At 71.3% G+C, this 24,522-nt stretch carries 18 protein-coding genes; 6 read left to right on the top strand and 12 right to left on the bottom strand.

Annotated elements, in window-relative coordinates:
- On the top strand, positions 1-3,179 hold a 3,179-nt coding region (locus ACJ6WD_RS16795), incomplete at its 5' end, for a non-ribosomal peptide synthetase (protein WP_407616052.1).
- An 86-nt stretch (positions 3,180-3,265) separates the two neighbouring features.
- On the opposite strand, the gene ACJ6WD_RS16800 is transcribed toward ACJ6WD_RS16795, so the two are convergent.
- The 12 genes from ACJ6WD_RS16800 to ACJ6WD_RS16855 form a co-directional block, all read right to left on the bottom strand.
- On the bottom strand, positions 3,266-6,274 hold the full coding sequence (locus tag ACJ6WD_RS16800) for a BTAD domain-containing putative transcriptional regulator (RefSeq protein WP_407616053.1): 3,009 nt from the start codon (positions 6,272-6,274) through the stop codon (positions 3,266-3,268).
- Between the two features lie 167 nt (positions 6,275-6,441).
- Positions 6,442-7,008 (bottom strand): flavoprotein, encoded by a 567-nt coding sequence (locus ACJ6WD_RS16805; RefSeq protein ID WP_407616054.1) that lies wholly within the window; start codon positions 7,006-7,008, stop codon positions 6,442-6,444.
- Between the two features lie 119 nt (positions 7,009-7,127).
- On the bottom strand, positions 7,128-7,901 hold the full coding sequence (locus ACJ6WD_RS16810) for a S9 family peptidase (protein ID WP_233660014.1): 774 nt from the start codon (positions 7,899-7,901) through the stop codon (positions 7,128-7,130).
- Between the two features lie 130 nt (positions 7,902-8,031).
- Positions 8,032-9,576 carry an FMN-binding glutamate synthase family protein gene (locus ACJ6WD_RS16815; RefSeq protein ID WP_376553491.1) on the bottom strand — a complete coding sequence of 515 codons (1,545 nt, stop codon included), beginning with the start codon at positions 9,574-9,576 and terminating at the stop codon, positions 8,032-8,034.
- A gap of 243 nt (positions 9,577-9,819) precedes the next feature.
- Positions 9,820-10,974, bottom strand: coding sequence for an ABC transporter substrate-binding protein (locus ACJ6WD_RS16820; protein WP_376553494.1), 1,155 nt, complete (start codon positions 10,972-10,974; stop codon positions 9,820-9,822).
- 287 nt (positions 10,975-11,261) lie between these two features.
- Positions 11,262-11,951 (bottom strand): ATP-binding protein, encoded by a 690-nt coding sequence (locus ACJ6WD_RS16825; protein ID WP_233660011.1) that lies wholly within the window; start codon positions 11,949-11,951, stop codon positions 11,262-11,264.
- Between the two features lie 166 nt (positions 11,952-12,117).
- Positions 12,118-12,732 carry a TetR/AcrR family transcriptional regulator gene (locus tag ACJ6WD_RS16830; RefSeq protein ID WP_407616055.1) on the bottom strand — a complete coding sequence of 205 codons (615 nt, stop codon included), beginning with the start codon at positions 12,730-12,732 and terminating at the stop codon, positions 12,118-12,120.
- Positions 12,732-13,580: an oxidoreductase gene (locus ACJ6WD_RS16835; protein WP_376553497.1), complete on the bottom strand. Its 849-nt coding sequence runs from the start codon at positions 13,578-13,580 to the stop codon at positions 12,732-12,734. The genes ACJ6WD_RS16830 and ACJ6WD_RS16835 overlap by 1 nt, the downstream gene beginning before the upstream one ends.
- Positions 13,581-13,973: 393 nt before the next feature.
- On the bottom strand, positions 13,974-14,399 hold the full coding sequence (locus ACJ6WD_RS16840) for a protein-tyrosine phosphatase family protein (protein WP_233660008.1): 426 nt from the start codon (positions 14,397-14,399) through the stop codon (positions 13,974-13,976).
- A 165-nt stretch (positions 14,400-14,564) separates the two neighbouring features.
- A complete protein-coding gene (locus ACJ6WD_RS16845) occupies positions 14,565-15,794 on the bottom strand; it encodes a cytochrome P450 (RefSeq protein WP_407616056.1) in 1,230 nt (409 codons plus the stop codon).
- A gap of 35 nt (positions 15,795-15,829) precedes the next feature.
- The gene (locus ACJ6WD_RS16850; RefSeq protein WP_331247337.1) at positions 15,830-16,558 is read right to left on the bottom strand and encodes a hypothetical protein; all 729 of its coding nucleotides are present in this window, start codon (positions 16,556-16,558) and stop codon (positions 15,830-15,832) included.
- Complete coding sequence (locus tag ACJ6WD_RS16855; RefSeq protein WP_407616057.1) at positions 16,555-17,406, bottom strand: hypothetical protein; 852 nt, start codon at positions 17,404-17,406, stop codon at positions 16,555-16,557. Before ACJ6WD_RS16855 ends, ACJ6WD_RS16850 begins: the two co-directional genes overlap by 4 nt.
- Before the next feature lie 366 nt (positions 17,407-17,772).
- On the opposite strand from ACJ6WD_RS16855, the gene ACJ6WD_RS16860 reads away from it, so the two are divergent.
- Genes ACJ6WD_RS16860 through ACJ6WD_RS16880 form a run of 5 tightly spaced genes read left to right on the top strand, consistent with a single transcriptional unit; the run spans position 17,773 to position 24,522 of the window.
- Entirely contained in the window at positions 17,773-18,708 is a 936-nt protein-coding gene (locus tag ACJ6WD_RS16860) for a polyprenyl synthetase family protein (protein ID WP_267953127.1), read from the top strand.
- A 4-nt stretch (positions 18,709-18,712) separates the two neighbouring features.
- Positions 18,713-19,807 (top strand): Rieske 2Fe-2S domain-containing protein, encoded by a 1,095-nt coding sequence (locus ACJ6WD_RS16865; RefSeq protein WP_331247338.1) that lies wholly within the window; start codon positions 18,713-18,715, stop codon positions 19,805-19,807.
- Positions 19,804-20,865: a Rieske 2Fe-2S domain-containing protein gene (locus tag ACJ6WD_RS16870; RefSeq protein WP_407616058.1), complete on the top strand. Its 1,062-nt coding sequence runs from the start codon at positions 19,804-19,806 to the stop codon at positions 20,863-20,865. The genes ACJ6WD_RS16865 and ACJ6WD_RS16870 overlap by 4 nt, the downstream gene beginning before the upstream one ends.
- A 17-nt stretch (positions 20,866-20,882) precedes the next feature.
- Positions 20,883-21,911: a Rieske 2Fe-2S domain-containing protein gene (locus ACJ6WD_RS16875; protein ID WP_407616059.1), complete on the top strand. Its 1,029-nt coding sequence runs from the start codon at positions 20,883-20,885 to the stop codon at positions 21,909-21,911.
- Entirely contained in the window at positions 21,904-24,522 is a 2,619-nt protein-coding gene (locus ACJ6WD_RS16880) for a PEP/pyruvate-binding domain-containing protein (RefSeq protein ID WP_407616060.1), read from the top strand. The genes ACJ6WD_RS16875 and ACJ6WD_RS16880 overlap by 8 nt, the downstream gene beginning before the upstream one ends.

Below are 24,522 nucleotides of genomic sequence, written 5' to 3' on the forward strand. Positions count from 1 at the left end.
ACATCCCCCTCGGCACGCCCACCGCGGGGCGCACCGACCAGGCCCTGGACGACCTCGTCGGCTTCTTCGTGAACACGTTGGTGCTGCGCACCGACACCTCCGGCAACCCGACCTTCGCGGAGCTGCTGCAACGGGTGCGGGAGACCGACCTCGCCGCGCTGGCCCACCAGGACCTGCCGTTCGAGCGGATCGTGGAGGAACTCAACCCCGACCGGACCGGTGGCCGGCACCCCCTGTTCCAGACCATGCTGGTGCTCCAGAACAACACCGAGGCGGCCTTCCACCTCGCCGACACCACCCTCACGCCCCGGACCTTCGACACCGTCCCGGCCAAGTTCGACCTCGACTTCACCTTCGTCGAAGCCACGGCGGCGGACGGCGGCCCCGGCGGGATCAGCGGACTGCTGCACTACGCGGCCGACCTGTTCGACCACCGCACCGTCGAGTCCCTGGCCCGGCGCCTGCTGCGGGTACTCGACACGGTCACCGAGGAACCCGACACCCGCCTCGACGCCGTGGACCTGCTGAGCCCCGGCGAGACCGCCCGCATCCTGACGCAGTGGAACGACACCGACCGCACGCTCCCGGACGACCGGCTGCTGCACGAGGTCTTCGAGGAGCACGCCCGCCGCTCCCCGGACGCCATCGCCCTGGTCGACGCGCACGGACCGCTGACCTTCCGCGAACTCAACTCCCGCGCCAACCAACTCGCCTGGCTCCTGCTGGCCCAGGGCGTGGTGGCCGACCAGCACGTCGCCACGCTGCTGCCGCGCACCGCGGACCACGTCGTGGCCCTGCTGGCCGTGCTGAAGGCCGGCGCCTGCTACGTCCCACTGGACCCGGAGTACCCGGAGGAGCGGCTGGCCCTCATGCTGGCCGACGCGGCCCCCGTCCTGCTGCTGACCGACGCCGCGGGCGACCTGCGGATCCGACCGCACTGCGCGACGACGCTGCCGGTCCTGCCGCTCGACGACCCGACCGTGCGCTCCACCCGAGCCGGCTACCCCTCGGCCGACCCCACCCGCGCCGACCGCCCCGTACGGCTGCGTCCGGACCACCTCGCCTACGTCATCTACACCTCCGGCTCGACCGGCCGGCCCAAGGGCGTCGCGGTGGAACACCGCGGCCTGATCAACCTCTTCCACGGTCACCTCGGCGAGGTGCACGCCGCGCAGGCGGCGGACGGCGGACGCCTGCGGGCCGCGCTGACCGGGCCGCTGACCTTCGACTCGTCCTGGTGCCCGGTGCTCTGGCTGATGGGCGGCCACGAACTGCACCTGGTCGACGACGAGACCCGCCGTGACCCGCAGGCCCTCGCCGACTACGTCGCCCACGAAGCCATCGACTACCTGGAGGTCTCACCGACGTTCTGCCGCCAACTGCTGGCGGCGGGGCTGCTGTCGGACGACCGTCCCGCCCGGCCGCGCATCATCGAACTCGGCGGCGAGGGCTGCGACCAGGCCCTGTGGAGCGAGCTGCGGGCGGCGCCCGGCACCGTGACCGTCAACGGTTACGGCCCCACCGAGGCCACCGTCTACGTCACCCACGCCCGCGCCGCCGACCACGAACGGCCCACGATCGGGCGCCCGATGGGCAACAACCGCGCCTACGTCCTGGACGCGGGACTGCGCCCCGTGCCGCCCGGCGCGACCGGCGAACTGTACCTGGCGGGAGCCGGCCTGGCCCGCGGGTACGTCGGCCGACCGGCGCTGACCGCGCAGCGGTTCGTGGCCTGCCCGTTCGGCGCACCCGGCGAGCGGATGTACCGCACCGGCGACCTCGCCCGGTGGACCCCCGACGGCGCCCTGGAGTACGTGGGCCGCACCGACGAACAGGTCAAGATCCGGGGGTTCCGGATCGAGCCGGGCGAGGTGGAGACGGCGCTGGCCGGGCACGCAGCGGTGCGCCAGGTCGCCGTGGTCGTCCGGGAGGACCAGCCCGGCGACCGCAGACTGGTGGCCTACGTGGTCCCCGAACGCGGCAGCGTCGGCCCCGCCCCGAAGCAGCCGGACGCCGGCGCGCTGCGACGCTTCGCGGCGACGACCCTGCCGCGGCACATGGTGCCGTCCGCCTTCGTCCTCCTCGACACCCTCCCGCTGACCTCCCGGGGCAAGCTGGACCGGCGCGCGCTGCCGGCACCCGGCGGTGCTGCGGCGGAGCACCGGCGCGGCCCGCGCACCGTGCGCGAGGAGTTCCTGTGCGGACTGTACGCACAGGTGCTGGACGTGCCCGAAGTGGGCATCGACGACGACTTCTTCGCGCTGGGCGGCCACTCGATGCTCGCCACCCGGTTGATCGGGCGCATCCGGTCCGTCCTCGGGGCCGAGCTGGACATCAGGACCCTGTTCGACGCACCCACCGTCGCCGAACTCGGCGAACGCCTCGGCACGGACCGACGGGAGGACTCCCTCGCCGTGCTCCTCCCGCTGCGCAGGGCCCGCCCCGTGTCGTCCCGTACGGCCGCCGCACCCGCCCCCCTCTTCTGCGTCCACCCGGCGGCCGGCATCAGCTGGGTGTACTCCGGGCTGCTCCGCCACCTCCCGCCCGACCAGCCGGTGTACGGCCTCCAGGCCCCCGGGCTCACCGAACCGGACGCCGCACCGGGCGACATGGCGCAGTTGGTGCGCGCGTACCTGGAACAGGTCCGGGCGGTCCAGCCGGACGGGCCCTACGCCCTGCTCGGCTGGTCCTTCGGCGGCCTGGTCGCCCACGAGATGGCGGTCCAGCTCCAGGAAGCCGGCCAGGACGTCGCCTCCTTGGTGCTGATGGACAGCTTCCCGCCGGGTCTCCGGCTGCCCGGGGAGGAGACGGTCGACGAGGCCGAACTGCGGCAGGCGCTCTTCGCGTCGCTGGGCCGGCACCCGGACGCCGACGACCCCGCCGGGCCGCTCGCCCTGCTCGGGGAACGCGGCACCGCGGCCATGCTGCGGGTCTTCGCCCACCACGGCGACCTCCAGGACGGTTTCGTGCCCGGCACGTTCACGGGTGACGTACTGCTCTTCGAGGCCACCGAGGGCAAGTCCGCGGACGCGCCCCGACCGGACGACTGGCGGCCGCACGTCACGGGGCGGATCGCCGTCACCCCCGTGCGCGGTGCCCACGGCGAGTTGACCCGCCCGGAGCAGCTCGCCCAGATCGGGCCGGTGCTGGCCGACTGGCTGGCGCGCGCGCCCCGGTGACGCCGGCACCGGCCCCGGCCCACCCGGGCTCCGCAGCCGCCCGGTGACCCGTTCCCGCCCCGGTGTCCAGCCGGGGCGGGAGCGGGTCACGGCACCGCGGTGCCGGCCGGCCCGTCCCGCTGCAACTCCCGGTACAACGCCGCGGCCCGCACCAGGTGACCGTCCCCCTCGGCTTTCCGCCCCACAGCGCGCAGCGCCTCGCCCAGCACCTGGTGGCTGCGGGCCAGCAGGTGCTGTTCACAGGAGTCCCGGGCGCCGGCCAGTGCCTCCCGTGCGTGCCGCACCGCCTCCCCGGCGTCTCCGACGTGCAACATCACCTCGGCCAACCGGAACTGACACTCCGTCGCATTGCGGAAGTGGTGGGTGGCCCGGGCCCGTGCCAGCACCCGCCGGTAGAGCTCGGCCGCCGCGGCGTGCCGCCCCGCGTACAGCAGGCTGTCCGCCTCCGTCATCATCACTCTGATCAGCCACTTCACGTCCTGGTGGCGGGTGAGGACCCCGGCCAGCTCCCGGCACTCCGCCCCGATCGCGGCCAGGTCCGTCCGCCGGTCGGGGTCCAGGACCTCGATCTGCAACAGGAGGGTGCGCCGCCGGGCCACCAGCGCCTGGTCACCGGTGCTCCCGGCCAGCTCCACCGACCGCTGCGCGTATCCGCGGGCCGCCTCGAAGTCACCGAACTGGAGCTCCAGTTGGGCCAGCATCGCCAGGGTGAACAGCACGGCGAGGAACGGCCGGTGCCCCGCTTCGGGACGGGGCGCGTCACCGAAGACCGCCACCACCCGCCGCAGGTACTCCCGGGCGCACTGGAGAGAACCGGCCTCCGGGTGCTTCTTGAGGATCGTCCCCGCCGCGTAGTAGGCGGTGCCGATCATGTCCGCGTCGCAGTGCGCCAACGCCGCGGGCAGCAGCGCGGCGGCCGCCCGCCCCAACGACCCCAGGGGCAGCACCTCCTCGAAGCAGGGCACGAGCGTCAACACGTCCACGGCCAGCGCGACCGCGTCGGGATCGTCGCCCGCCGCGACCTGTTCCACCACGGCGGCGAGCACCGGCAGCACCCGCCGGACCCACTGCACCGCCTCCGGCCCGCCCGACATCGGGAGGTCCGGGGTCCGCCGCGGGTGGATCTCCGCGGTCAGCGGACCGCTCAGCGGCTGGGTGGCCCGGACCGCCGCGACGACGCCGACGCACAGGAAGTCGATCGCGCCGCGCAGCACCGCCCGGTGCTCGGACGCGGGCAACTCGGCACGGGCCTTCTGCCGGGCGTACGCCCCGACCAGATCGTGGAAGTGGTACCGACCCGGCGCCCCGGTCTCCAGCAGCGCCGCATCCACCAACGCCTCCAGGACGTCCTCCGCCGCCCGCTCCGGCACCCGCAGGGCCGCCGCCGCGGCCCGCACGTCGAACTCGGTGCAGTGCGGCACCGACAGGGCCAGGAACGCCCCGGCGTGCCGGGCGGGGAGCTGCGCGAACGACATCTCGAACACCGCCTCCACCGTCACCTCGCCCACCCGCAGCTCCGCGAGCAACCGCGCCTGGTCCGAGACCCGCTCCACCAGCGCGGCGACACTCCACCCGGCGCGGGCCGCCAGCCGCGCCCCGGCCGCCCGCAGCGCGAGCGGAAGCCGGCCGCAGGCCATCACCAGCGCCGTCACCGCGTCCGGCTCCTCCTGGATGCGGTGGATCCCGGCGACCCGGCCGATCAGTTCGACGGCCTCGTCGGCCCCCAGCCCCCGCAACGGCACGGTGACCGCGGCGGGCAGCGCGGTCAGGCTCCGCCCCGTGACCAGCACCGCGCACCGGGCCGCACCCGGCAGCAGCGGGTCCACCTGCGCCGTGCTGGTCGCGTTGTCCAGCACGACGAGGACCGCCCGCGGCGACAGCAGCGTGCGGAACAACGCCGCCCGCTCGGCCAGGGACCCCGGAATCCGCTCGGCGGGCACCCCCAGTCCGGTCAGGAACCCCGCGAGGACCTCGGCCGGCTCGGCGGGCGCGCCGTCGGGGGCCCGCAGGTTCGCGTACAACTGGCCGTCCGGGTAGGTTCCGGCGACCGCGTGCGCCGCCCGCAGGGCCAGCGCGGTCTTCCCGACCCCGCCCATGCCGGTCACGACGGCCACGGCGTGCGGCTGGCCCGCGGTCAACGCGGCCACCAGCGCCGACATCTGCTCCCCGCGCCCGGTGAAATCGCAGGGCGCCGGCGGAAGTTGGGCCGGCAGCGGCGCCGCGGGCGGATGCGCCCCGGTGGTCCCCGAAGGCGCCCCGGCGTCCTCGTCGCCCTGCTCCGGCGGCAGCAGCAGCGCGTGGTCCCCGGCCAGGATCGCGGCGTGCAGGGCGCGCAGCGTGGGACCGGTGTCGATGCCCAGGTCCTCGGCGAGCACGCGACGGGCCCGGTCGTAGGCCGACAGTGCCTCGGCCGCCCGCCCCGACCGGTACAGCGCCACCATCAACGCGCCGTGCAGCCGCTCCCGGTAGGGGTACGTCTTCAGGGCCCGCACGATGTCCGGCACGGCCTCCGCATGCCGTCCGCACGCCAGCAGCAGTTCCAGCCGGTACTCCAGGGCGGACGCCAACTGCTCGCCCAACGTGCGGCGCCAGTCGAGGGCGAACGGTCCGGGCAGCCCCGCCAGCGCCGGGCCCTGCCACATCGCGAGCGCCTCCTCCAAAAGGGCGGCCCCCGCGGCCGGGTCCCCGCCGTCGGCGTGCCGCCGGGCCAGCCCGACCAGCCGACCGAAGTCCAGCGCGTCCACCCGGTCCTCCGGGATCCGCAGCACGTACCCGTCGGCCATCGTCTCGATCACGGCCCGCCCCGAGCCGTCACCCGGCGGCGCACCGTGGGCCTCGCGGTCCAGATGCGTCCGCAACCGGTGGATGTAGTTGACGATCACCCGCCGCGCGGAGGCGGGCGGATCGTCGAAGTACAGCCCGTCGATCAGCTCGTCGACCGTCACCAGCGTGCCGGGGTGCAGCGCCAACGCCGCCAACACGGTCTGCGGCCCGGGCGCACCGGGCCGGGTCACGTCCCCCCGGCCCGACACGTACCGGACGGGCCCCAGCAGTCGTATCCGGTCCGACCCCGGCAGCACGGAAGTCTGTGCCATATCTACCTGCATGTCTCCTGTAGGCGGGTTTCTCGCGTACACGACATCTCCCGAATGCCGGGACCTTACGTGTCCTCTGCACTTTTTGGCGAGATCCGGCACCCCCGACTTCCCGGATATCCGCACCGGCTAGAGACGCGTCCGCCTCATGCGCTGGCCCCCAGGGCTCACCCCCGGCCGTCGGCCCGTTTCGGGGTGAGTAGTTCCAGTGCCTCTTCCCAGCGGAACAGGGCCGCTCCGCCGGCCGCGTCGGGCTGGTGCGGTTCGTATGAGCTGATGAGGACGCCCATCTCGCGCAGCTGTGCCAGGCTCCGGGCGTAGGCGGGGTGGGCGGCCTGGGCGGAGTTGAGGTAGGGAAGGACGGCGGTGGGGATGCCGAAGCCGTACGCCTCGCAGAGGATGCCCACGGCCAGGGTGTCGGCGATGCCGGCGGCCCATTTGTTGATGGTGTTGAACGTGGCCGGGGCGACCGCGATGGCGTCGGCGGGCGGCAGGGGCCGGGGCTCTCCGGGGCGGCGCCAGGCCGAACGGATCGGGTAGCCGGTCTGGGCCTCGACGGCGGTCGCGTCGATGAAGCCGAGGCCCTGCGGGGTGGCGACGACGCCGACGTCCCAGTGCGCTTCCTGGGCGGCCGTGATCAGCTTCCCGACGTCGCCGGCGATCCCCGCGGCGCACACGACGACGTAGAGGAAGGGCCTCTTCTCGGCCTGCGGGTCGGTGCGCTGTTCGCTCACGCGGGGACTCCCAACTGTCGCCTGACGTGGTGCAGTTCCGGCAGGGTACGACGGCGGCCGCCGGCGAGCCACGACTCGACGGCGGCCCCGCCCCCACCCCTACCCGAGCGAGCGTTGCGTCACCGGGACGTCCGGCCTCCCCGCCGTGCCCCGTGGATGTACTGGTCGGCCCAGGCGCTGATGATGTGGGCGGCCCGCTGCGCCTGTCCGCGTGCGGTCAGCAGGTGGTCCGCTTCTTCCAGCGCGACGAAGCTTCGCGGGTGGCGTGCCTCGCGGAAGATCTCCCCGGCGTTGTCGATGTCGACGGTCTGGTCGGTCGGCGAATGCAGGACGAGCAGCGGGAGGTTCAACTCGCGGATCCGGTCGCGCAGGTGCGCGCGGCGGACGTCCTCGACGAAGGCGCGCTTGAGGACCAGGGTCCGCCCGCCGACGAACCACTCGTGCGAACCCTCGCTGAGCACGCGGTCCATGACCGCGTCGTACTGCCGCTCGACGTGGCTGGGCTCGACGGGCGCCCCGATCGTGGCGAGTGCGCGGACGCCCGTTGCCTCGGTGGCCGCGGCGATCGCGGCGGCGCCGCCCCACGAGTGCCCCACCAGCAGGTCAGCCGGGGTTCCCCGCTCCGCCATGAGGGCTGCGGCACGGATGGTGTCCTGGACCTTGACGGTGAAGGAACCGTCCCCCCAGTCGCCGTCGGAGTCCCCGATCCCGAGGTTGTCGTAGCGCAGCATGCCGATCCCCTCGCGCGCCAGCTGCTTGCTGACGCGGGAGGCGGCCGGCGAGTCCTTGCCGAGCGTGAATCCGTGCACGAAGATCCCCCAGCCCCGGATCTCGCCTTCGGGCAGGTCGATCGCGCCGGCCAGTTCGGGGCCGACGACGCTCGGGAATCTCACTTTTTCGGGCATGTTGCGATCACCTAAGCAGGGGCTGTGCGTGGGCAGGGGGAGGGGCGGCGCCGGCCGGCGCCGCGCGCGTGCTCCGAGCGGGGGAGCAGCGGGCGCGGTGCCGGCCGCTGTCAGGGTGTCAGACGATCGGCTTCGGTGCGGGCGCCGACTCGGTGGTGAGCAGGGTGGTGATCTCCTCGGCGAGGTCCGGGCCGAGCTCGCCCCAACCGTCCTTGTAGCCGTAGACACCGGCCAGGGTGCGAGCCTCGTAGTCGCCGTTCATGATCTCGACGTCGTTGGGGGTGAGGAGCGCCGGGTGGGCGACGCCGACGGCCGCCGAGACCTTCAACAGTTCCTTGCGCAGGGTGCGCAGGTAGACGGCGGCCCGGGTGGCCTTCGAGGCCGGGTCGAGGCCGCGGGCCAGCCGCGGGTTCTGGGTGGCGATGCCGGTGGGGCACTTGTCGGTGTGGCACTTCTGCGCCTGGATGCAGCCGATCGACAGCATCGCCTCGCGCGCCACGTTGATCATGTCGGCGCCCAGTGCGAAGGCGACCGCGGCGTTCTCGGGCAGGCCGAGCTTGCCGGAGGCGATGAAGGTCAGGTCGTCGGTCAGCCCCAGCTCGGCGAAGGTGCCGTAGACCCGGGAGAAGCCCATCCGGAAGGGCAGCGACATCGAGTCGCTGAAGATCAGCGGTGCCGCTCCGGTGCCGCCCTCACCGCCGTCGACGGTCACGAAGTCGACACCGCGGTCACCGCGCGCCATCAGCGTGGCCAGCTCCTGCCAGAACTCCATCTCGCCCACCGCGCTCTTGATCCCGACCGGCAGACCGGTCTCGGTGGCGAGCAGTTCGACGAAGTCGAGCATCGAGTCGACGTCGCTGAAGGCGGTGTGCCGCGACGGGGAGGCGCAGTCCTTGCCGAGCGGAATGCCGCGGATCCCGGCGATCTCCTCGGTCACCTTCGCGGCCGGCAGCATCCCGCCCAGCCCGGGCTTGGCGCCCTGGGAGAGCTTGATCTCGATCGCCTTGACCGGGGCGCTGGCGACGACGTCCTTGAGCTTGTCGATGTTGAAGGTGCCGTCCTCGTTGCGGCAGCCGAAGTACGCCGTGCCGATCTGGAGGACGAGGTCGCCGCCGTTGCGGTGGTACGGGGAGAGGCCGCCCTCTCCCGTGTTCTGCATGGTGCCCGCCAGCGCCGCTCCCTTGTTGAGCGCCGTGATCGCGGCGCCGGAGAGCGAGCCGAAGCTCATCGCCGAGATGTTCACCACGCTCGCCGGTCGGAACGCCTTGGCGCGCCCGCGCGGCCCGCCCAGCACCTTGGCCGAGGGCAGCGGGGCCTGCGGGTCGTGCACGTCGGGCAGCGGGCCGGCGAACGTGCGCTGCTTCAGGTAGGCGTGCCCCTGCATGTGCTCGACGTCGTTGTCGGTGCCGAAGCCGAAGTAGTTGTTCTCCCCCTTCGACGACGCGTAGATCCAGGTGCGCTGGTCGCGGCTGAACGGACGCTCCTCGTCGTTGGAGGTCACTATGTACTGCCGCAGCTCGGGCCCGATCGTCTCCAGCAGGTACCGGGCGTGCCCGACCACCGGGAAGTTCCGGAGCAGTGCGTGCTTCTTCTGGACAAGGTCACGAGCGGCCACCAGTGCCAGTGCTGTTGCGGTGGCCGTGGCGATGCTCCGGGCGCGCATGAACGTTCCTCTCCTCGATGCTCGACTCCATCGTCGTGCGGTGGGCGTCGTCGTGTCGTACCGGGCGTTGGGCGGCGGACACGAGCCCGTGGGCGTCCACGTCCGTCGGAGAACGCGAAATGATATTAGGGGCTCGCCTGGGCCGGTGGAGGCGCAGGGGGGCGGGGCGAGCCCGCCGGCCGCGTGGTGCCGGCCGCGGGGAGGGCACGGCGGGCACCACGACGGCCGCGATGCGGGTCGCGGTCATCCGGCGACGGCCTGGCCCCAGCTCTGGGAGATGACGAACTTGGCGCTGCTCTGCTGGGACTCGGTCGGGAAGCTCGGCGTGCCGGAGACCTTCGGCAGCTTCGCCGCCGCGGACTCATCCAGCGTGCCGGCCTTGTCCATGGCGGCCATCAGGGCCGGGCGGGCGTGTCCCCTGAGTCTGAGGTTCTGCCCCTCGGCGCTGTAGAGGTACTCCTGCCACAGGCGCGCGGCCGCGGGGTGCGGCGCCTCCTTGTTGATGGCCTGCGAGTAGTACTGGGAGAACTGCCCGTCCGAGGGGACCGTGACCGTCCAGCCGCGGCCCTTGGCCTTGAGCGCGTCGGTGTATCCGGCGTTGAGGTAGTCCCAGTCGATGCTGATCGGCGTCTTGCCCGCCTCGATCGTGGCCGGGGTGGACTCGACGGGGATGTAGTTGCCCTCCTTCTTCAGCTGGGCGAAGAAGTCGATGCCGGGCTGGATGTCGTCGAAGGAGCCGCCGTTCGCGAGGGCGGCCGCGTACACGGCGCCGAAGGCCGAACCCGACTTGCCGGGGTTGCCGTTGAGTGCGATCTGCCCCTTGTATTGCGGTTTGAGGAGGTCCTTGAAGGTGGTCGGGCAGGTCTGCACGCGCTTGGTGTCGCAGCCGAACGAGATGTAGCCGCCGTAGTCGTTCGACCAACGGCCGATCGAGTCCTTCTGGTCGTCGGGGATCCGGCTGAAGCCGGCGGCCATGTACGGCGCGAGCAGCCCTTGCTGCGCGGCGCTCTGGGCGAAGGAGCTGCCGAGGTCGAGGACGTCGGGGGCGTTTTCCTGGCCCTTGCGCGCGGTGACCGCGCTGATCTCGTCCTGGCTGGTGCCGGTCGGGTTCTCGACCTCGACCTTGATGCCGTACTTCTTCTCGAAGCCGTCTATCAGGGCGCCGTAGTTGGCCCAGTCGCGGGGTAGCGCGACGGCGTGCAGGGTGCCCTCCTTCTTGGCTTCCTTGGCCAGGCCGTCGACGCCGCCGAAGTCCTCGGCGGAGGTCGCGCTGGCCGCGCTCCTCCCGTCGGCAGTGGTCGACGCGTCGGAGGCCGCGCCACAGGCGCTGAGGGCGAGTGCGGCGGCGGTGGTGAGGACGCCGGTGAGGGCGGCGGTCCTCGGTCGGAGCACGGTCACGGTCTCTCCAGGGGTACACACAGAGGTTTGAGGGGTTTCCTGTGGGGCCACACAGGGGATGCACGTGGGGGGTGAGCACCTGTTCGACGTCAAGTTCGACGTCAAGGCGGAACAAGCTGGCGCCTCAGTAGGCCCAACTATGCTGTCCGCCGGGTAAACATTGGGGAAACTGACGACTCTGTGTCCGTCCTGCAATCACTGTTCGCAGCGGCGCGTCCCGACACCGCGGCCAGGGCCGCCCCCAACGATCACCTCCCGCGCCGCATGACGAGGGCGCGGCGGTGCCGCTATCGAGGAGCGCGGACCCGTCCGCTGCCGAACTCCACCACGGACACCCGCTCTCGCGACCCGCGGTCCAGCAGGACCACCGACCTGACCTCCCGCACCGGCCCACGGGTCGGGGCCGCCGCCTCCCCGAGTCCGGAGAACGTGCCGAGCAGCCGGTCGAGCCCCCTGCGATGCCGGTTGAACGCACTGCGCGGAGCCCACCTGCCACGGGCCGCCTGACCCGCCAACGCCTCGGCCACCCCCACGTCCAGGAGGACCAGGTGCAGTTCGCGTCCCTGCGCCCCCGCGCTGCCGGCCAGCCAGCGGCGCATCCACGGCCGCCCACCGCAGTCGTGCACCAGCAACGGCTCACCACCGCGCACCGCGGCACGCAGCCAACGGAAGTACTTCCACCGTGCCCAGGGCCGGTACGCGGCGTAGGGCAGCCACGTCGGCATCACCGCTTCACAGGCGACGTGGACCACTCGCGGATCTATCACCAACGCGGCTCTCGACCAGCGCCGCAGCAGCGTGCTCTTGCCGCTGCCGGGCAGGCCGGAGACCACCACCACGGCACCCGGGGGATACGACAACACGTCCGGCACGTCGTCCGAGTCCCGCAGGTCCACCAGCCCGCGCGGCCGCATCACCGACCCCGCCCGCCCGCCGACGGGTGTCTGTGCCGCACCCGCCCCGACCGAATCGCCCACTGCCCGTCCTCTGACCCGACTCACCGCCCCTACCGCCGCAGCGGTTGACCGGTCTCCCCGACGCCTGCCCGCATTCGGTGGACGCCTTCTCGTTCAGGCCGCAGCTGACACTCCTGCCTGCACTGTAGAGGTCATCTTTCCGTGGTCGGGCAGTCGGGTGGATGCCTCAGGCGGTCAGGCCGGCGCTGGTCAGCCAGATGTGTTCGCAGGTCGCGGACGCCTCGCGCAGCTTCCGGCGGGACTCCTGGGAGACGTGGTAGAAGGTCCGCTCGATCATCCAGCACAGGGCGCGCGCCAGCGCCGACGCTTGGTCCGGTGCGCTGCCGGCCCGGACGCCGGCCCGTTCCAGGACGGCGGTGATCGCCGTGATGAACAGGTCAGCCGTGTGGTTCCACAGCTCGCCGATCTCCGGCACGGTCAACGACAGGTCGATCGCGGTGCGCATGACCAGACCGTGTTCGTTCCACAGGTCGACCGTGCGCTGCATGGCCGTGGCGATGGCCTGGCGCGGCTCGTCACTCTGCGCCGTGGCCCGGGACCGTTCCCACAGGTGCTCGACGGTCCGGGCCACGAGCGCCGTGACCACCTCCTGCTTGGAGCCGAAGTAGAAGTACAGGGCGCCGCGGGTGATGCCGGCGCCCTGGGCGATGTCGCCGACGGTCATGGCGTCGTAGCCCTTCTGCGCCAGCAGGGACTCGCAGGTGTCGAGGATGGCCCGTTCCCGGACGTCGCCCTTGCGTTCGGTGGTGCGGCGGCCGCGCGCGGGGTGGTTGCCGGTCATCAGAGCTGGGCGCCCTCGGCGAAGTCGGTCGTACGGGAGAGCGTCTCCCATGCGCGGATGTCCTCGTCCACGGCCGTGCGCGCGGCGGTGACCAGGCGCAGCGCGTCCGAGCCGAGGAGGAGGTGCGCCGGCGGCCGCTCGACCGAGGCGATGCGTACGACGGCCTCGCCGGCCTTGGCCGGGTTGCCCAGCTGGTTCCCGCTGGCCTTCTGCCGAGCAGCGCGGATCGGGGCGAACAGCTCGTCGTAGTCGTCGACGGTCCGCGCGGCGCGCGTCATGGACCGTCCGGCCCAGTCGGTGCGGAAGGAGCCGGGCTCGATCGCCGTCACGTGGATCCCGAACTGCGCGACCTCCTTGCCCAGCGCCTCCAAGATGCCTTCCAGGGCGAACTTGCTGCCGCAGTAGGCCGACATCCCGGGCACGGCCATGAGCCCGCCCATGGACGTGACGGCCATCAGGTGTCCGCGGCGGCGCCGGCGCATGGGCGGCAGCGCCGCCCGCAGGGTGGCCACCGCCCCGAACACGTTGACCTCGAACTGCCGGCGGACCTCGGCCAGCGGGGTCTCCTCGAAGGTGCCCTCCAGGCCGTAGCCGGCGTTGGCGACGACGACGTCCAACGGGCCCACGCTTCGCTCCACTTCGGCGACCACGCGGGATACGGCGTCGTCGTCGGTCACGTCCAGGATGCGGCCGTGCGCGTGCCCGGGCTTGAGCTCTTCGAAGGACCGCAGGTCGCGCTGTGCGCGGAGGGTGCCGACGACGGTGTGCCCGGCGGCCAGGGCGGCTTCGGCGAAGGCACGACCGAGCCCCGTGCTGACACCGGTGATGAGCCAGTTCTGCTTCGCCACTGCTCCTCCAGGAAGGTCTCGCGAGGAGCGGAAACGCTCCCTCACCAGAAAGTCTACACAGTGTCGATTTTTCTCGCCATGGCGTTGATTCTGCCCGCGCTGCACGGTGCGGGAGCGGATCGGCCCCTCACCCGCACCGCACTCGGCCCGGGGAACGACGAAGCCCGCCGGAACGATTCCGGCGGGCTTCGTTGCGCGGCCGATGTTGACAGCCTGCGGTGTTCGGGTGGGCGCCATGGTGGCTCCGGCTCGCCGCTGGGGCGCGTCGGCCGCCTGTGCCGAGGCGACCGGATCACCTCAACCGCGGTATTCCGGCCTGCTTCCTGCTTCCTGCTTCCTGCTTCCTGCTTTCCGTTTCCCGCCGCGCACGGCGCTCTCGGGAATTGCGTCGGGTCAGCCGAAGCGCGCCACGAAGCGGCGCTGCCAGGGTGTTTCGACGGCGCGGTGCGAGTAGTGCTCGCGCACGTATGCCACAGCTTTGTCGCTGGGGATCCCGTCGAGTACGGCAAGGCATGCCAGGGCGGTTCCGGTGCGTCCGAAGCCGCCGCCACAGGCGACTTCTACGCGTTGGTTTTCGGCCCGTTCCAGCAGATCGCGCAGCGATTCGGCGAATGCCGTCCGATCGGTGGGCAGCCAGAAGTCGGGCCAGCGCACCCAGCGACTTTCCCAGTCGACCGTCGGGGGTTGACGGCCGCGCAAGTAGAGGGCGAAGTCGGGTTGCGGTCCGGGGGGAAGCGGCTTCCGTAGGCCGCGACCGCGGATGAGTCGTCCCGATGGCAGTTGTAAGACGCCTTCTGTGGGCTCCCATGTGGCATTCACGACTCAAGCATATCCTTCGAGTTTGCTGTGGCGGCGATGTTCTTCGCAGTCAAACGCCGCTGTCTGAATTCGGTGGGGATTATTGAACGTGCATACGAGTGTGCTCTGTTGGTCCCGTCTCAGGGCCCTCAAGGAGCATCGAGCGCGGCCCGGCGCCGCGGAAGGCTAGTGCAACGTGAGCGAGAGCGAGGCCAGTTGGCGCAGTCCCGGTACGGGCACCCAGGTGTGCTCGTCCGTCGTCAGGGCCACGCGGGGAAAGCGGTCGAAGAGGCCGCGCAGGGCGACCTCGCATTCCTGCCTGGCGAGTGCTGCTCCCAGGCAGTAGTGGGCGCCGAGGCCGAAACCGACGTGGCCGTCACCGGGCTTGACGGACCGGCGCGTCACGTCGAGACATTCCGGCCGGCTGAATTCGCGGGGGTCGCGGTTGGCCGCCACCACGACCGGCTGGACGGCCTCGCCCGCCTTGACGGTCTGCCCTCCGACGTCGATGTCCTCGGTGGCGTAGCGCAGTTGCGTGATGAGGATCGAACCGCACGAACGGACCAGTTCGTCCACCGCCGTGGGCCACAGCTCCGGGGTGCGGCGGAGCGCTTCGAGCTGGTCGGGGTGGCTGAGGAGGGCGAGCGCCCCGTTGCCGACGAGGTTCGCGGTGGTCTCGTGGCCGGCCGTTGCCAGTCCCAGGAGCATCGTCACCAGTTCCACGTCGGAGAGCCGGTCGCCGTCCTCGTCCTGCACCTTGACGAGGTCGGAGATCAGGTCGTCGGCGGGTGCGGCGCGGCGCCGGTCGACCAGTGCGTGGGTGTACGCGATGAGTTCGTGGGCCGCGGCCCCTTTGGAGCCCGGTGCGATCGAGGTGAGTGCCGAGCCCGCGGTACGCCACAGGCCGCGGTCCTCCTCCGGTACCCCGACGAGTTCGCAGATCACCGCGATCGGCAGGGGATAGGCGAATTCCGAGATGAGTTCGACGGATTCGCCGAAGCCGTCGAGCAGCGACGCGGTGATCGCCTCGACCCGGGGCCGCAGCGCGTGGACGCGGCGTGCGGTGAAGGCGCGGGTCGCCAGGCCGCGCAGGCGGGTGTGGCGGTCGCCGTCGACGTCGAGAATGGACTCGCTGAGGTAGGGGTGGAACTCCTTGGGGAGTTCCAGCATGTCGAGCATCCTGTTGCGGTTGTCCACTGCTTCGGTGCCCGGCGTCAGTTCCGGGTCGACGACGAAGCGGGGGTCGGCGAGCACGGCGCGCACGTCGTCGTAGCGTGTCGCGTACCAGGTCGGGGTGGAGTCCGCGCTCCGTCCGAGGACGAGGGGCGCCTCCTCGCGGAGGCGGTCGAAGCCCCCGTAGGGGTCGGCGATGAGCGCCGGGTCCATGATGTTCGGTCCTGAGGACGGGGTGGACATCGGTGTGCTCCATTCTCACGAGGGACCGGCCGGCGTCAGAAGCGTCGCCACGGGGAGATGCCGGCTTCCTTGAGACGGGCGTACAGCAGAGCGATGTAGAGCACGTCGACGAGGAAGACGACCAGGTACAGCACGCTGATCAGCGGTGTCAGGGGATAGGAGGCGCTGGTGACGGTGCCGGTCACGAAGGACCACAGGCTGTCGGGCATCGGGTGGCTCTTGCTGGTGGTCACCGTCAGTCCGGTCGCGATGTAGGCGAAGAGCGTCCCCAGCCACTTGGACACGGCGATGTACAGGGACTGGCCGGCGACGCCCTCGCGTCGCGTCAGCATGGCGACGAAGAGGAACGACATCATGAAGTTGATGCCGAAGCCGGTGTACTCGCCGAGCGGGTCGTGGAACTCGTAGAAGGCCAGGTACACGAGGGGGAAGGCGATGACGACCGCGGCGCAGAACAGCGCCTTGAAGTGCCTGCGGGCGAACGGTGTCGCCGTGCGGTCGCGGGAGCCGTACTTGAAGACCTGCCAGGCGATGACCAGGTCCATGAAGAAGCAGGGGATGCTCAGGGCGTGGATGTGGTCGCCCATGGGGTCCAGGAAGAACGAGTAGATCGCTTCCCAGGAGAGGTTGGCGCCGAGCGCGGCGAGCGGCATGCCGTACGTCTTGTCGCGGAATCCCCGGTAGATGATCGCGACGTAGGCGACCATCCAGAAGAACACGCACAGTACGCCGGTGAGGACGACGATGGGCGGGTCCTTGATCACGGGCGTTCCGCATGCGGTCGTGCGACCGGCAGGGCGTCGGGGACGACCGCGGTCAGGGGGCGGTAGCGCCGGGTGGCGAGGGCCCGGAGCCCGGCTTGCCGGCCGCGGGGGAACCCCGCGAGTTCGTCGAGGAACATCCGCTCGTAGCGGGCGATCTCGGCGCGGATCCGTTCCGGTGCGGCGGCGCCGTAGAGCTTGACGAACGCGGCGTAGGTGTTGAACTGGCCGCTGGCGACGTCCTGGTGGTAGTGGGAGAGGTCGTTGCCGATGTCGGCGAGCACCTCGACGGGCCACAGCAGCTTCAGCAGGGCCGGGTCGCCGGGCCGGCCGAGGAGGGCGAAGGTCATGCCGTGCAGCAGGCGCACGTCCGACGGGCGCAGTTCCGCCAGGCGCAGCACGTCCGCGTGGTCGACCGTGCGGCCGGACGTGACCTTGTTCTCTAGCCGGACGTAGCGCTCGCCGTTCTCGATCTCCCGGGCGACCACGTCGTTGTAGGCGTGGGCGCGGCGCAGCAGGCTCTCGAACCGGGCCTTGTACCGGTGGAGTTTGTCGTAGTCGTCGTTCCTGGCGACGTCGAGGTCGACGTCCTTGGCGCGCTCGGCGACGGAATCGACCCGGTACACCAGGTACTCGACCAGGAGGAGCGGTATCGAGCATCGCAGGCGCTGGGGCACGGACAGGCGGTTCGCCGGGAAGTACAGGTCGACGGCGTAGTCCTTGAAGATGCGTGCCGCCTTGCTCGGAACCTCCCACGCCCCCTTCAGGTGGCGACCGAGAGTTCGGGCGGTGGCCTCGACGAGGGCGCGTTCCCTCGGTAATTCCTTCGCGCGTATCGCGTGTGTAGCCATCCAGGATCCTTCGCGTAGCGGTGCGCTTTGTTGAATTGCGGTCCCGTGACGGTGAGTTGTATCCGGCGGTTAGCGTACATGGTTCAGAACGTCGGGTGCATGGCGATGTTCACCTGTAGTTAATCTTCCGTTTGGTCCGAGTTTGCCGGGATTGAAAAGCGAAATTGATCATTCCAATTTCCTGGCGGTGGCTGAAAAGCGCGTCCGCCGGGCGCCCTTGGGCGGGGCGACGCATCACCAGGGGATCCGCTCTCGCCTGCGCTGACGGAATGGTGTGCGGCGCGCGCCATAAGATCGTCAAGGCCCGGCCCGTTCGGCTGGTTCGCACCGTAGATCTCCAGAATTGGAGGGTGGTACGTTGCGGCCATGGGGGACATCGATATAGCGAACGATGCAGTCAGCGCCGATGTCGTGGCGAAGTTCGACCTCCCGGCTTATCTGCTTTCGCAACAGGCGATTGTCGCAAGTCATCTGGAAAGCGCGCTCGAACCTCGATATCCCGAGAGACTCTTCGAGTCGATGTGGTATTCCCTGTCCTCGGACGGGAAGCGGTTGCGACCCATCCTCTGCCTGGCGGGCTGCTCCCTGGGCGGCGGCGATCCGGAGCTGGCGATCCCGACCGCGTGCGCCCTGGAGATGCTGCACGTCGCGTCTCTGATCCACGACGATCTGCCGGCGATGGACGATGACGACTACCGGCGGGGCAAACCGGCCAACCACAAGGTGTTCGGGGAGGGCATCGCCCTGCTCGCCGGCGACGCCCTGCTGGCGTACGCACTGGAGTTCATCCTGCTCAACACGCGCCAGGTGCCCGCCGAACGGCTGCTGCGCGTGATGCACACGCTGATCAACCGGGTCGGGATCTCCGGGCTCGTCGGCGGCCAGGCCGTGGACATCGAGTGCGAGGGCCGAGAGGACATCGACCTGGAGACCGTGGAGTTCATCCACACCCGCAAGACCGGCTCGCTGATCGACGCGGCCATGGTGACCGGAGCCACGCTCGCCGGTGCCGACGACGACACCATCGCCCGGCTCTCCCGTTACGCGCGCAAGGTCGGGGTCGCCTTCCAGATCGTCGACGACGTCCTCGACGTGATCGGGACCCGGCAGGAACTCGGCAAGACGCCGAACAAGGACGAGAAGTCCCGCAAGGCCACCTACCCCAGGCTGTTCGGCGTCGACGGGTCCATGCAACGCGCCCGGGAACTCGTCGACTCGGCCAAGAAGGAGATCGCTCCGTTCGGCCAGCCGGCGGTTCCGCTGCTGGCGATGGCCGAGTTCGTCTGCACCCGCACGAGTTGATCACATGACCCCTCAGCAGGACCACATGAGTACCGGACTGCCTCCGAACCCCAACGGCCTCAATCTCGCGGCGAGTTGGTACATCGCCCTCTCGTCGCGGGAGCTGACCTCCCGCCCGCGCGCCGTCGAGTTGTTCGACGAGCCACTGGTTGCCTGGCGCGACGGTGCCGGCCGGCCGGTGGTGATGCCCCGCTTCTGCCCGCACATGGGGGCGAGCCTCGCGCTCGGCCGGGTCGTCGACGGCGCCCTGCGCTGCCCGTTCCACCACTGGCGCTTCGACGCGTCGGGGACGTGCGTGGCCATCCCGGGAGTCGACCGGATCCCGCGCACCGCCCGCCGGACCCCGTACCCCACGGTCGAACGCTACGGCTACGTCTGGGTCTGGTACGGCGGCCCGGACCCGCAGTTCGCGCTGCCGGACTTCCCGGCCATGGAGGAGGACCGCGGCGACTACGTGGGCTTCCGCTTCTCGGACCGGACCACCGGCACGGCCCGCCAACTGCTGGAGAACGCCATCGACTACTTCCACTTCATGGCGTTGCACGGCATGTCGCTGGACCCGGTGGCGTTCCGGCAACTGCACGACCAGGCGCACGCCCGGGACAACGGGCCGGCGATCGCCGACGACGCGTGGTTCGGCGTGCGGGTCGACGGGACCCTGCGGACCTGGAGCCTGCTGGAGAACCCGGTCCGCTGGGTGCATCAGATGGTCACGACCTTCGGCTCGGGCCCCCACTTCCGGCTCCTGATCGACGGGTGGCCCGGCGGCCAACGCTTCACCACGTACATCGAGGGAGAAGAGATCTCCAAGGTGCTGATGGGCATCACGCCGACCGGTGAGTACCGGACCGTCCAACGGGGCTGGGCCGGGGTCAGGAAGGCCAACAAGCACGGGAAGACCCTCCTGCACTCCCTCCTCTTCTACGCGCAGAACCGCGGGGGCACGGCACAGGACATCCCCATCTACAACACCACCGCGACGGGACGGGACAGCACCTACGTCAGGTACGACAACGTCCTCGTCAAGTACCGCAGGTACTACCAGTCGTGGGTGGACCGTGCCGCCCTCGCCCCGACGGTCCCCGGGGAGGCGCCATGAGGCGGGACCCGGCACCGCAGGCGCGGCCGAAGCCGTCCCCCGTAGCCGAGTTGGCCGCCGGCTGGTACGTCGCGCTGCCGTCCGCCTCGCTCACCAAGCCGCGGGACCTCGACCTGTTCGGCCGCGAACTCGTCGCCTGGCGGGACGGCGGGGGCCGCGCCGTCGTGATGCCCCGCTACTGCCCGCACCTCAGCGCGAGCCTGGCGCTGGGCAAGGTGGTCGACGGCCACCTGCGCTGCCGGTTCCACCACTGGCGCTTCGACGGAGCGGGCACCTGCACCAGGGTCCCCGGCGCACGGCGGATCCCGGAGACCGCGCACCGCAGGACGTACCCGGTGATCGAGCGGTACGGGTTCGTCTGGGCGTGGTACGGCGGCGACGAACCGATGTACCCGCTGCCGGACTTCCCGGCACTCGAATCGCAGCGCGACCGCTACGCGACGTACCGCTTCTCCCACACGACCCCGGCCTCCCCCCGGCGGGTGCTGGAGAACGCCTTCGACTTCTCGCACTTCATGACCCTGCACGGCGTGAAATCGCCCCAGTCCCTGAGCCTGACCATGCTCACCGACCCCGGGGCCGCGGCCGAGAACGGCCCGCCCATCGACGCCGAGGTGTGGGCGGGCGCGCGGCTCGCCTCGCGGGAACTACAAGTGCCGCGCGTGCTGACGGCCCTGGGGATGGAGGGGAAGAGCTTCGCCCTCCTCGTGGACGGGTGGACCGGCGGCCAACGGCTGACGTTCTTCCTCGACGGCAAGGTCGTCGCGAAGGAACTCCTCGGCATCACACCGGTCTCCCGCGGCAGGACCGTCTTCCAGGGCTGGTCGCTCGTGCGCCGATCGGGCCGCGTCTGGCGGGACGCACCGACCTACCTCGCGTACCGGGCCCAACACCTGCTCGGTACCCGGGAGGACCTCATGATCTACCGGCACGCCCAGGAGACGCACTCCGGGGTGCCGGTCAAGAACGACCACGGCGTCCTCAAGTTCCGCAAGCTCTACCAGACGTGGGTGGAGCGCGCGCGGTGCGCCGAGCACGACGGGACGGCACGCACATGACACCCCACACGACCGCGATGGACGCACGCGTACCCACCGGCCTCAACCTCCCCGCGAGCTGGTACGTCGCCTTCCCCTCCGGCCAGTTGGCGAAGCGGCCCAGGGCGCTCAAGCTGTTCGGCGAGCCGCTGGTGGCCTGGCGCGACGGTGCGGGCCGACCGGTGCTGATGCCGCGCCACTGCCCGCACATGGGAGCCAGCCTGGCGGACGGCAAGATCGTCGACGGTGGCCTGCAATGCCCCTTCCACCACTGGCGCTTCGACCGGTCCGGGGCGTGCGTCGCCGTCCCGGGAACGGCGCGGATCCCGTCGAAGGCCCGCCTGCGCCCGTACCCGACGGTGGAACGCTACGGCTACGTATGGGCCTGGTACGGCAGCGAGGAACCGATGTTCCCGCTGCCCGAGATGCCGTCGCTCGACGAGGACCAGCCGGGCCACCGCAGGTTCCGGCTCGCCGACAGCACCGGCGCGACGGTCCGCCGCATCCTGGAGAACACCTACGACCCCGACCACCTCGTCGCGCTCCACGGACTGGAGGTCGCCGGGCCGTGCCGGCTGCGGATGCTCACCGACCAGCAGCAGACGCAGGACCACGGCCCGCCCATCGACGCACAGGCGTGGCTCGGCGCCGAACTGACGTGGCCCGGCTACACCGGCAAGCTCGGCGCGGTCACCAGGCTGCTGGGCACCAACGCCGAGGAGTTCGTCCTGCGGGTCGACGGCTGGCCCGCGGGCCAGCGGATCTCCTACTGGGCCGACGGGGTCCCGCAGTACCGGCTGCTGCTGGCCACCACGCCGATCGCCCCCAACCGGACGATCCAGCACATCACCGCAGCCGTCCTCACGACCGGCCGCCGCTGGCGGGACCTGAGGCACTACCTGGCGAACCGGCTGGAGATCACCTTCGCCTCCCACCAGGACCTGCCGGTCTTCAACACGATGGAGCCCGGCGACCGCCACGGCATCTACCTCGAACGCGACAGAGGCGTGCTGAGGTTCCGCAAGCACTACCAACAGTGGGTGGACCGGGTGGCCGACCATGCCTGACGTCGTGATGCTGCGAGACCTGCGGGCGGGCGACGCCACCCGGGCGGGCGCGAAGGCCGCGAACCTCGGCGAGCTGATGTCCGCGGGCCTCCCCGTCCCCGACGGCTTCTGCCTGCCGATCTCCGTCTACCGGTCCACGACGGCAGCGGCCCTCGGACCGCACCTCGACGCCCTCACCGCACGGCTCACCGACGGCGCCGCGGACGGCGAGATAGCGGACTGCGCCCGTCTGCTGCGCAAGGCGATCCTGGCCGTGGACCTCCCTTCACCGCTGCTGGACGAGGTGGCGCGGGCGTACCGGGCCGTCCGCCCGGACGGTGGCGGGGTCGCCGTCCGCTCCTCGGGCACGTCCGAGGACTCCGCGACCGCGAGCTTCGCCGGGCAGTACCACACCGAACTCGCCGTGGATTCGCCCGAGGACGTCGTGGCCGCGGTCCGACGCTGCTGGGCCTCCCTGTGGCAGGTCCACGCCATCCGGTACCGGGAGCGCCAACGCCTCCCGCACGCGGCGGCCGGCATGGCGGTCGTCGTACAGGCCCTGGTGCCCGCGGAGTCGGCCGGCGTGATGTTCACCGTCGACCCGCGCGCCACCACCGCCACCGACGGGGCGGGGGATCCGCCGCCCGCCGGACGGACCGTCATCGAGTCGAGCTGGGGATACGGCGAGGCGGTCGTCGGCGGCCTCGTCACCCCGGACCGCTTCGAGGTGTCCCGCGCCGACGCACGGGTCGCGCGCACGCAGCTCGCGCACAAGGCGCGGATGGTCGTGCCCGCGGTCGCAGCCGGCGAAGGGGAAGGCACGGGAGCCGACGCCCGGACCGGCACCGCCGTCGTCGACGTGCCCCCCGACCGGCAGGACGCCGCCTCGCTCACCGCGGAGCAGGCCGTCGCACTCGCCGGCCACGGCCTCGCGATAGAGGCGCACTTCGGCCGCCCCCAGGACGTGGAGTGGGCGGTCCACGCGGGCCGGATCGCGATCCTTCAGGCCCGGCCCCTGACGGACCGGGCACCGGCGCCGACCGCGCCGGCGGACGTCCGCTGGCAGAGTCCGGTCGACGGGGCGTGGTGGGCGCGGATCAGCATCTGCGACTCCTGGCTGCCCGAGCCGCTGTCCCCGCTCTTCGCCACCACCCTCTTCCCCTGCCTGGTCGCGCACTGGTCACAGAACTGGGCCGGGCCCGCGGCCGAACAGCTCACCAACCCGTTGCTGCCCAAGCCGATGTCCGGCACCATCAACGGCTTCGCCTACCTGCGGCTCGACTACCCCATGAACAGGTATCCGCTCAGGACCGTGAAACTGGCGCTCAACTGCTACCGGTTCCACCTCGGCCCGCTGGAGCGCCGGTGGCGCACGGTGATCCTGCCGCGGCACGTCGCGCGGCTGGAGGCGATGAGCCGCACGGACCTGACCCGACTGGCCACCGACGACCTCCTCCGCCTCATAGCCGAGGCCCAGGAACTGAGCGGCAGGTACTGGGCCATCCTCGGCGGCCTAGCCTGGTACTGGAACATCGGCGAATGGCTGCTGGCCACCGCCTACCCCCGCATCGCCAAGCCGCTGAAGGACACCGGCACCGAAGTCCCGGGCCACGGCGCCCTGTTGCAGGGATTCCCGAGCAAGACCTCGGAGACCACCTTCGCACTCCACGACCTCGCGCGCACCGAAGGCGACGACGACGAGGCGGAGCGCGCGTTCGAGACGTTCCTCGCACGCTACGGGCATCAGGTCTACCACCTCGACTTCGTCGAACCCACGCCCGCCGAGGACCCCTCGACCTTCCGCACCACCATCGCGGCGTACCGCGACGGCCGGGCCGCCGACCCGCGCGAGCGGATGCGCACCCTGGCCCGACGCCGCACCTCCGCACGAGCCCAGATGGACGAGGCACTGCGTCCCTTCCCGCTCCGACGCGGCGCCCTCGCGGCCCTGTTGAGCTGGAACCGCCGCTACGGACAGGTCCGCGACCAGGCACTCTTCCACTTCACCCGCGGCTGGCCGATCATGCGGCGCGCCTACCTGGAACTGGGGCGCAGGCTCACCACGGCCGGTGGGCTGCGCTCCCCGGACGACGTCTTCTTCCTCACTGGCGACGAACTGCACGGTGAACTCCGGACCATCGGCCGCGGGCAGCCCCCGAAGACCTGGGACGACGTGGTGCACCGGCGCCGCGCACGGCGCGACGAGCAGAAGCTCCTCAGCCCGCCCCCGCAGGTTCCGGCGGAAGCCCGGATCTTCATGGGCAAGGTGGATGTCACCTCGGTCGCCCTCGTGGGGCACCACACCAAGGCCGAGGAGGGGGCGGGACTGCACGGCTCACCGGTCAGCCCGGGCCGCGTGACGGCCCCCGCACGACGCGTCTTCTCGGTGCGGGACTTCCCGACGTTCCAGGCCGGCGACGTGCTCGTCGCGCCCTACATCACCCCGGCCTGGTCACCCCTGCTGGCCATCGCCGGCGGGGTCGTCACCGACACCGGCGGCGCGCTGTCGCACGGCTCCATCGTGGCGCGCGAGTACGGAATCCCCGCCGTCATGGGCACGAACAACGCCACCAAGCTGATCCAGGACGGCCAGCTCGTCACCGTCGACGGCGACCTCGGCCGGGTCTACTGA

This window comes from Streptomyces sp. VTCC 41912 (assembly GCF_045799175.1).
GTDB lineage: Bacteria > Actinomycetota > Actinomycetes > Streptomycetales > Streptomycetaceae > Streptomyces > Streptomyces albulus_C.

What these genes read in the sequence shown, in the direction of transcription:
- ACJ6WD_RS16800 (WP_407616053.1), bottom strand. Translation starts at nt 6,274, where the DNA reads ATGGCACAGACTTCCGTGCTGCCGGGGTCGGACCGGATACGACTGCTG.
- ACJ6WD_RS16815 (WP_376553491.1), bottom strand. Translation starts at nt 9,576, where the DNA reads ATGCGCGCCCGGAGCATCGCCACGGCCACCGCAACAGCACTGGCACTG.
- ACJ6WD_RS16830 (WP_407616055.1), bottom strand. Translation starts at nt 12,732, where the DNA reads ATGACCGGCAACCACCCCGCGCGCGGCCGCCGCACCACCGAACGCAAG.
- ACJ6WD_RS16845 (WP_407616056.1), bottom strand. Translation starts at nt 15,794, where the DNA reads ATGTCCACCCCGTCCTCAGGACCGAACATCATGGACCCGGCGCTCATC.
- ACJ6WD_RS16855 (WP_407616057.1), bottom strand. Translation starts at nt 17,406, where the DNA reads ATGGCTACACACGCGATACGCGCGAAGGAATTACCGAGGGAACGCGCC.
- ACJ6WD_RS16860 (WP_267953127.1), top strand. Translation starts at nt 17,773, where the DNA reads ATGGGGGACATCGATATAGCGAACGATGCAGTCAGCGCCGATGTCGTG.
- ACJ6WD_RS16865 (WP_331247338.1), top strand. Translation starts at nt 18,713, where the DNA reads ATGACCCCTCAGCAGGACCACATGAGTACCGGACTGCCTCCGAACCCC.
- ACJ6WD_RS16870 (WP_407616058.1), top strand. Translation starts at nt 19,804, where the DNA reads ATGAGGCGGGACCCGGCACCGCAGGCGCGGCCGAAGCCGTCCCCCGTA.
- ACJ6WD_RS16875 (WP_407616059.1), top strand. Translation starts at nt 20,883, where the DNA reads ATGGACGCACGCGTACCCACCGGCCTCAACCTCCCCGCGAGCTGGTAC.
- ACJ6WD_RS16880 (WP_407616060.1), top strand. Translation starts at nt 21,904, where the DNA reads ATGCCTGACGTCGTGATGCTGCGAGACCTGCGGGCGGGCGACGCCACC.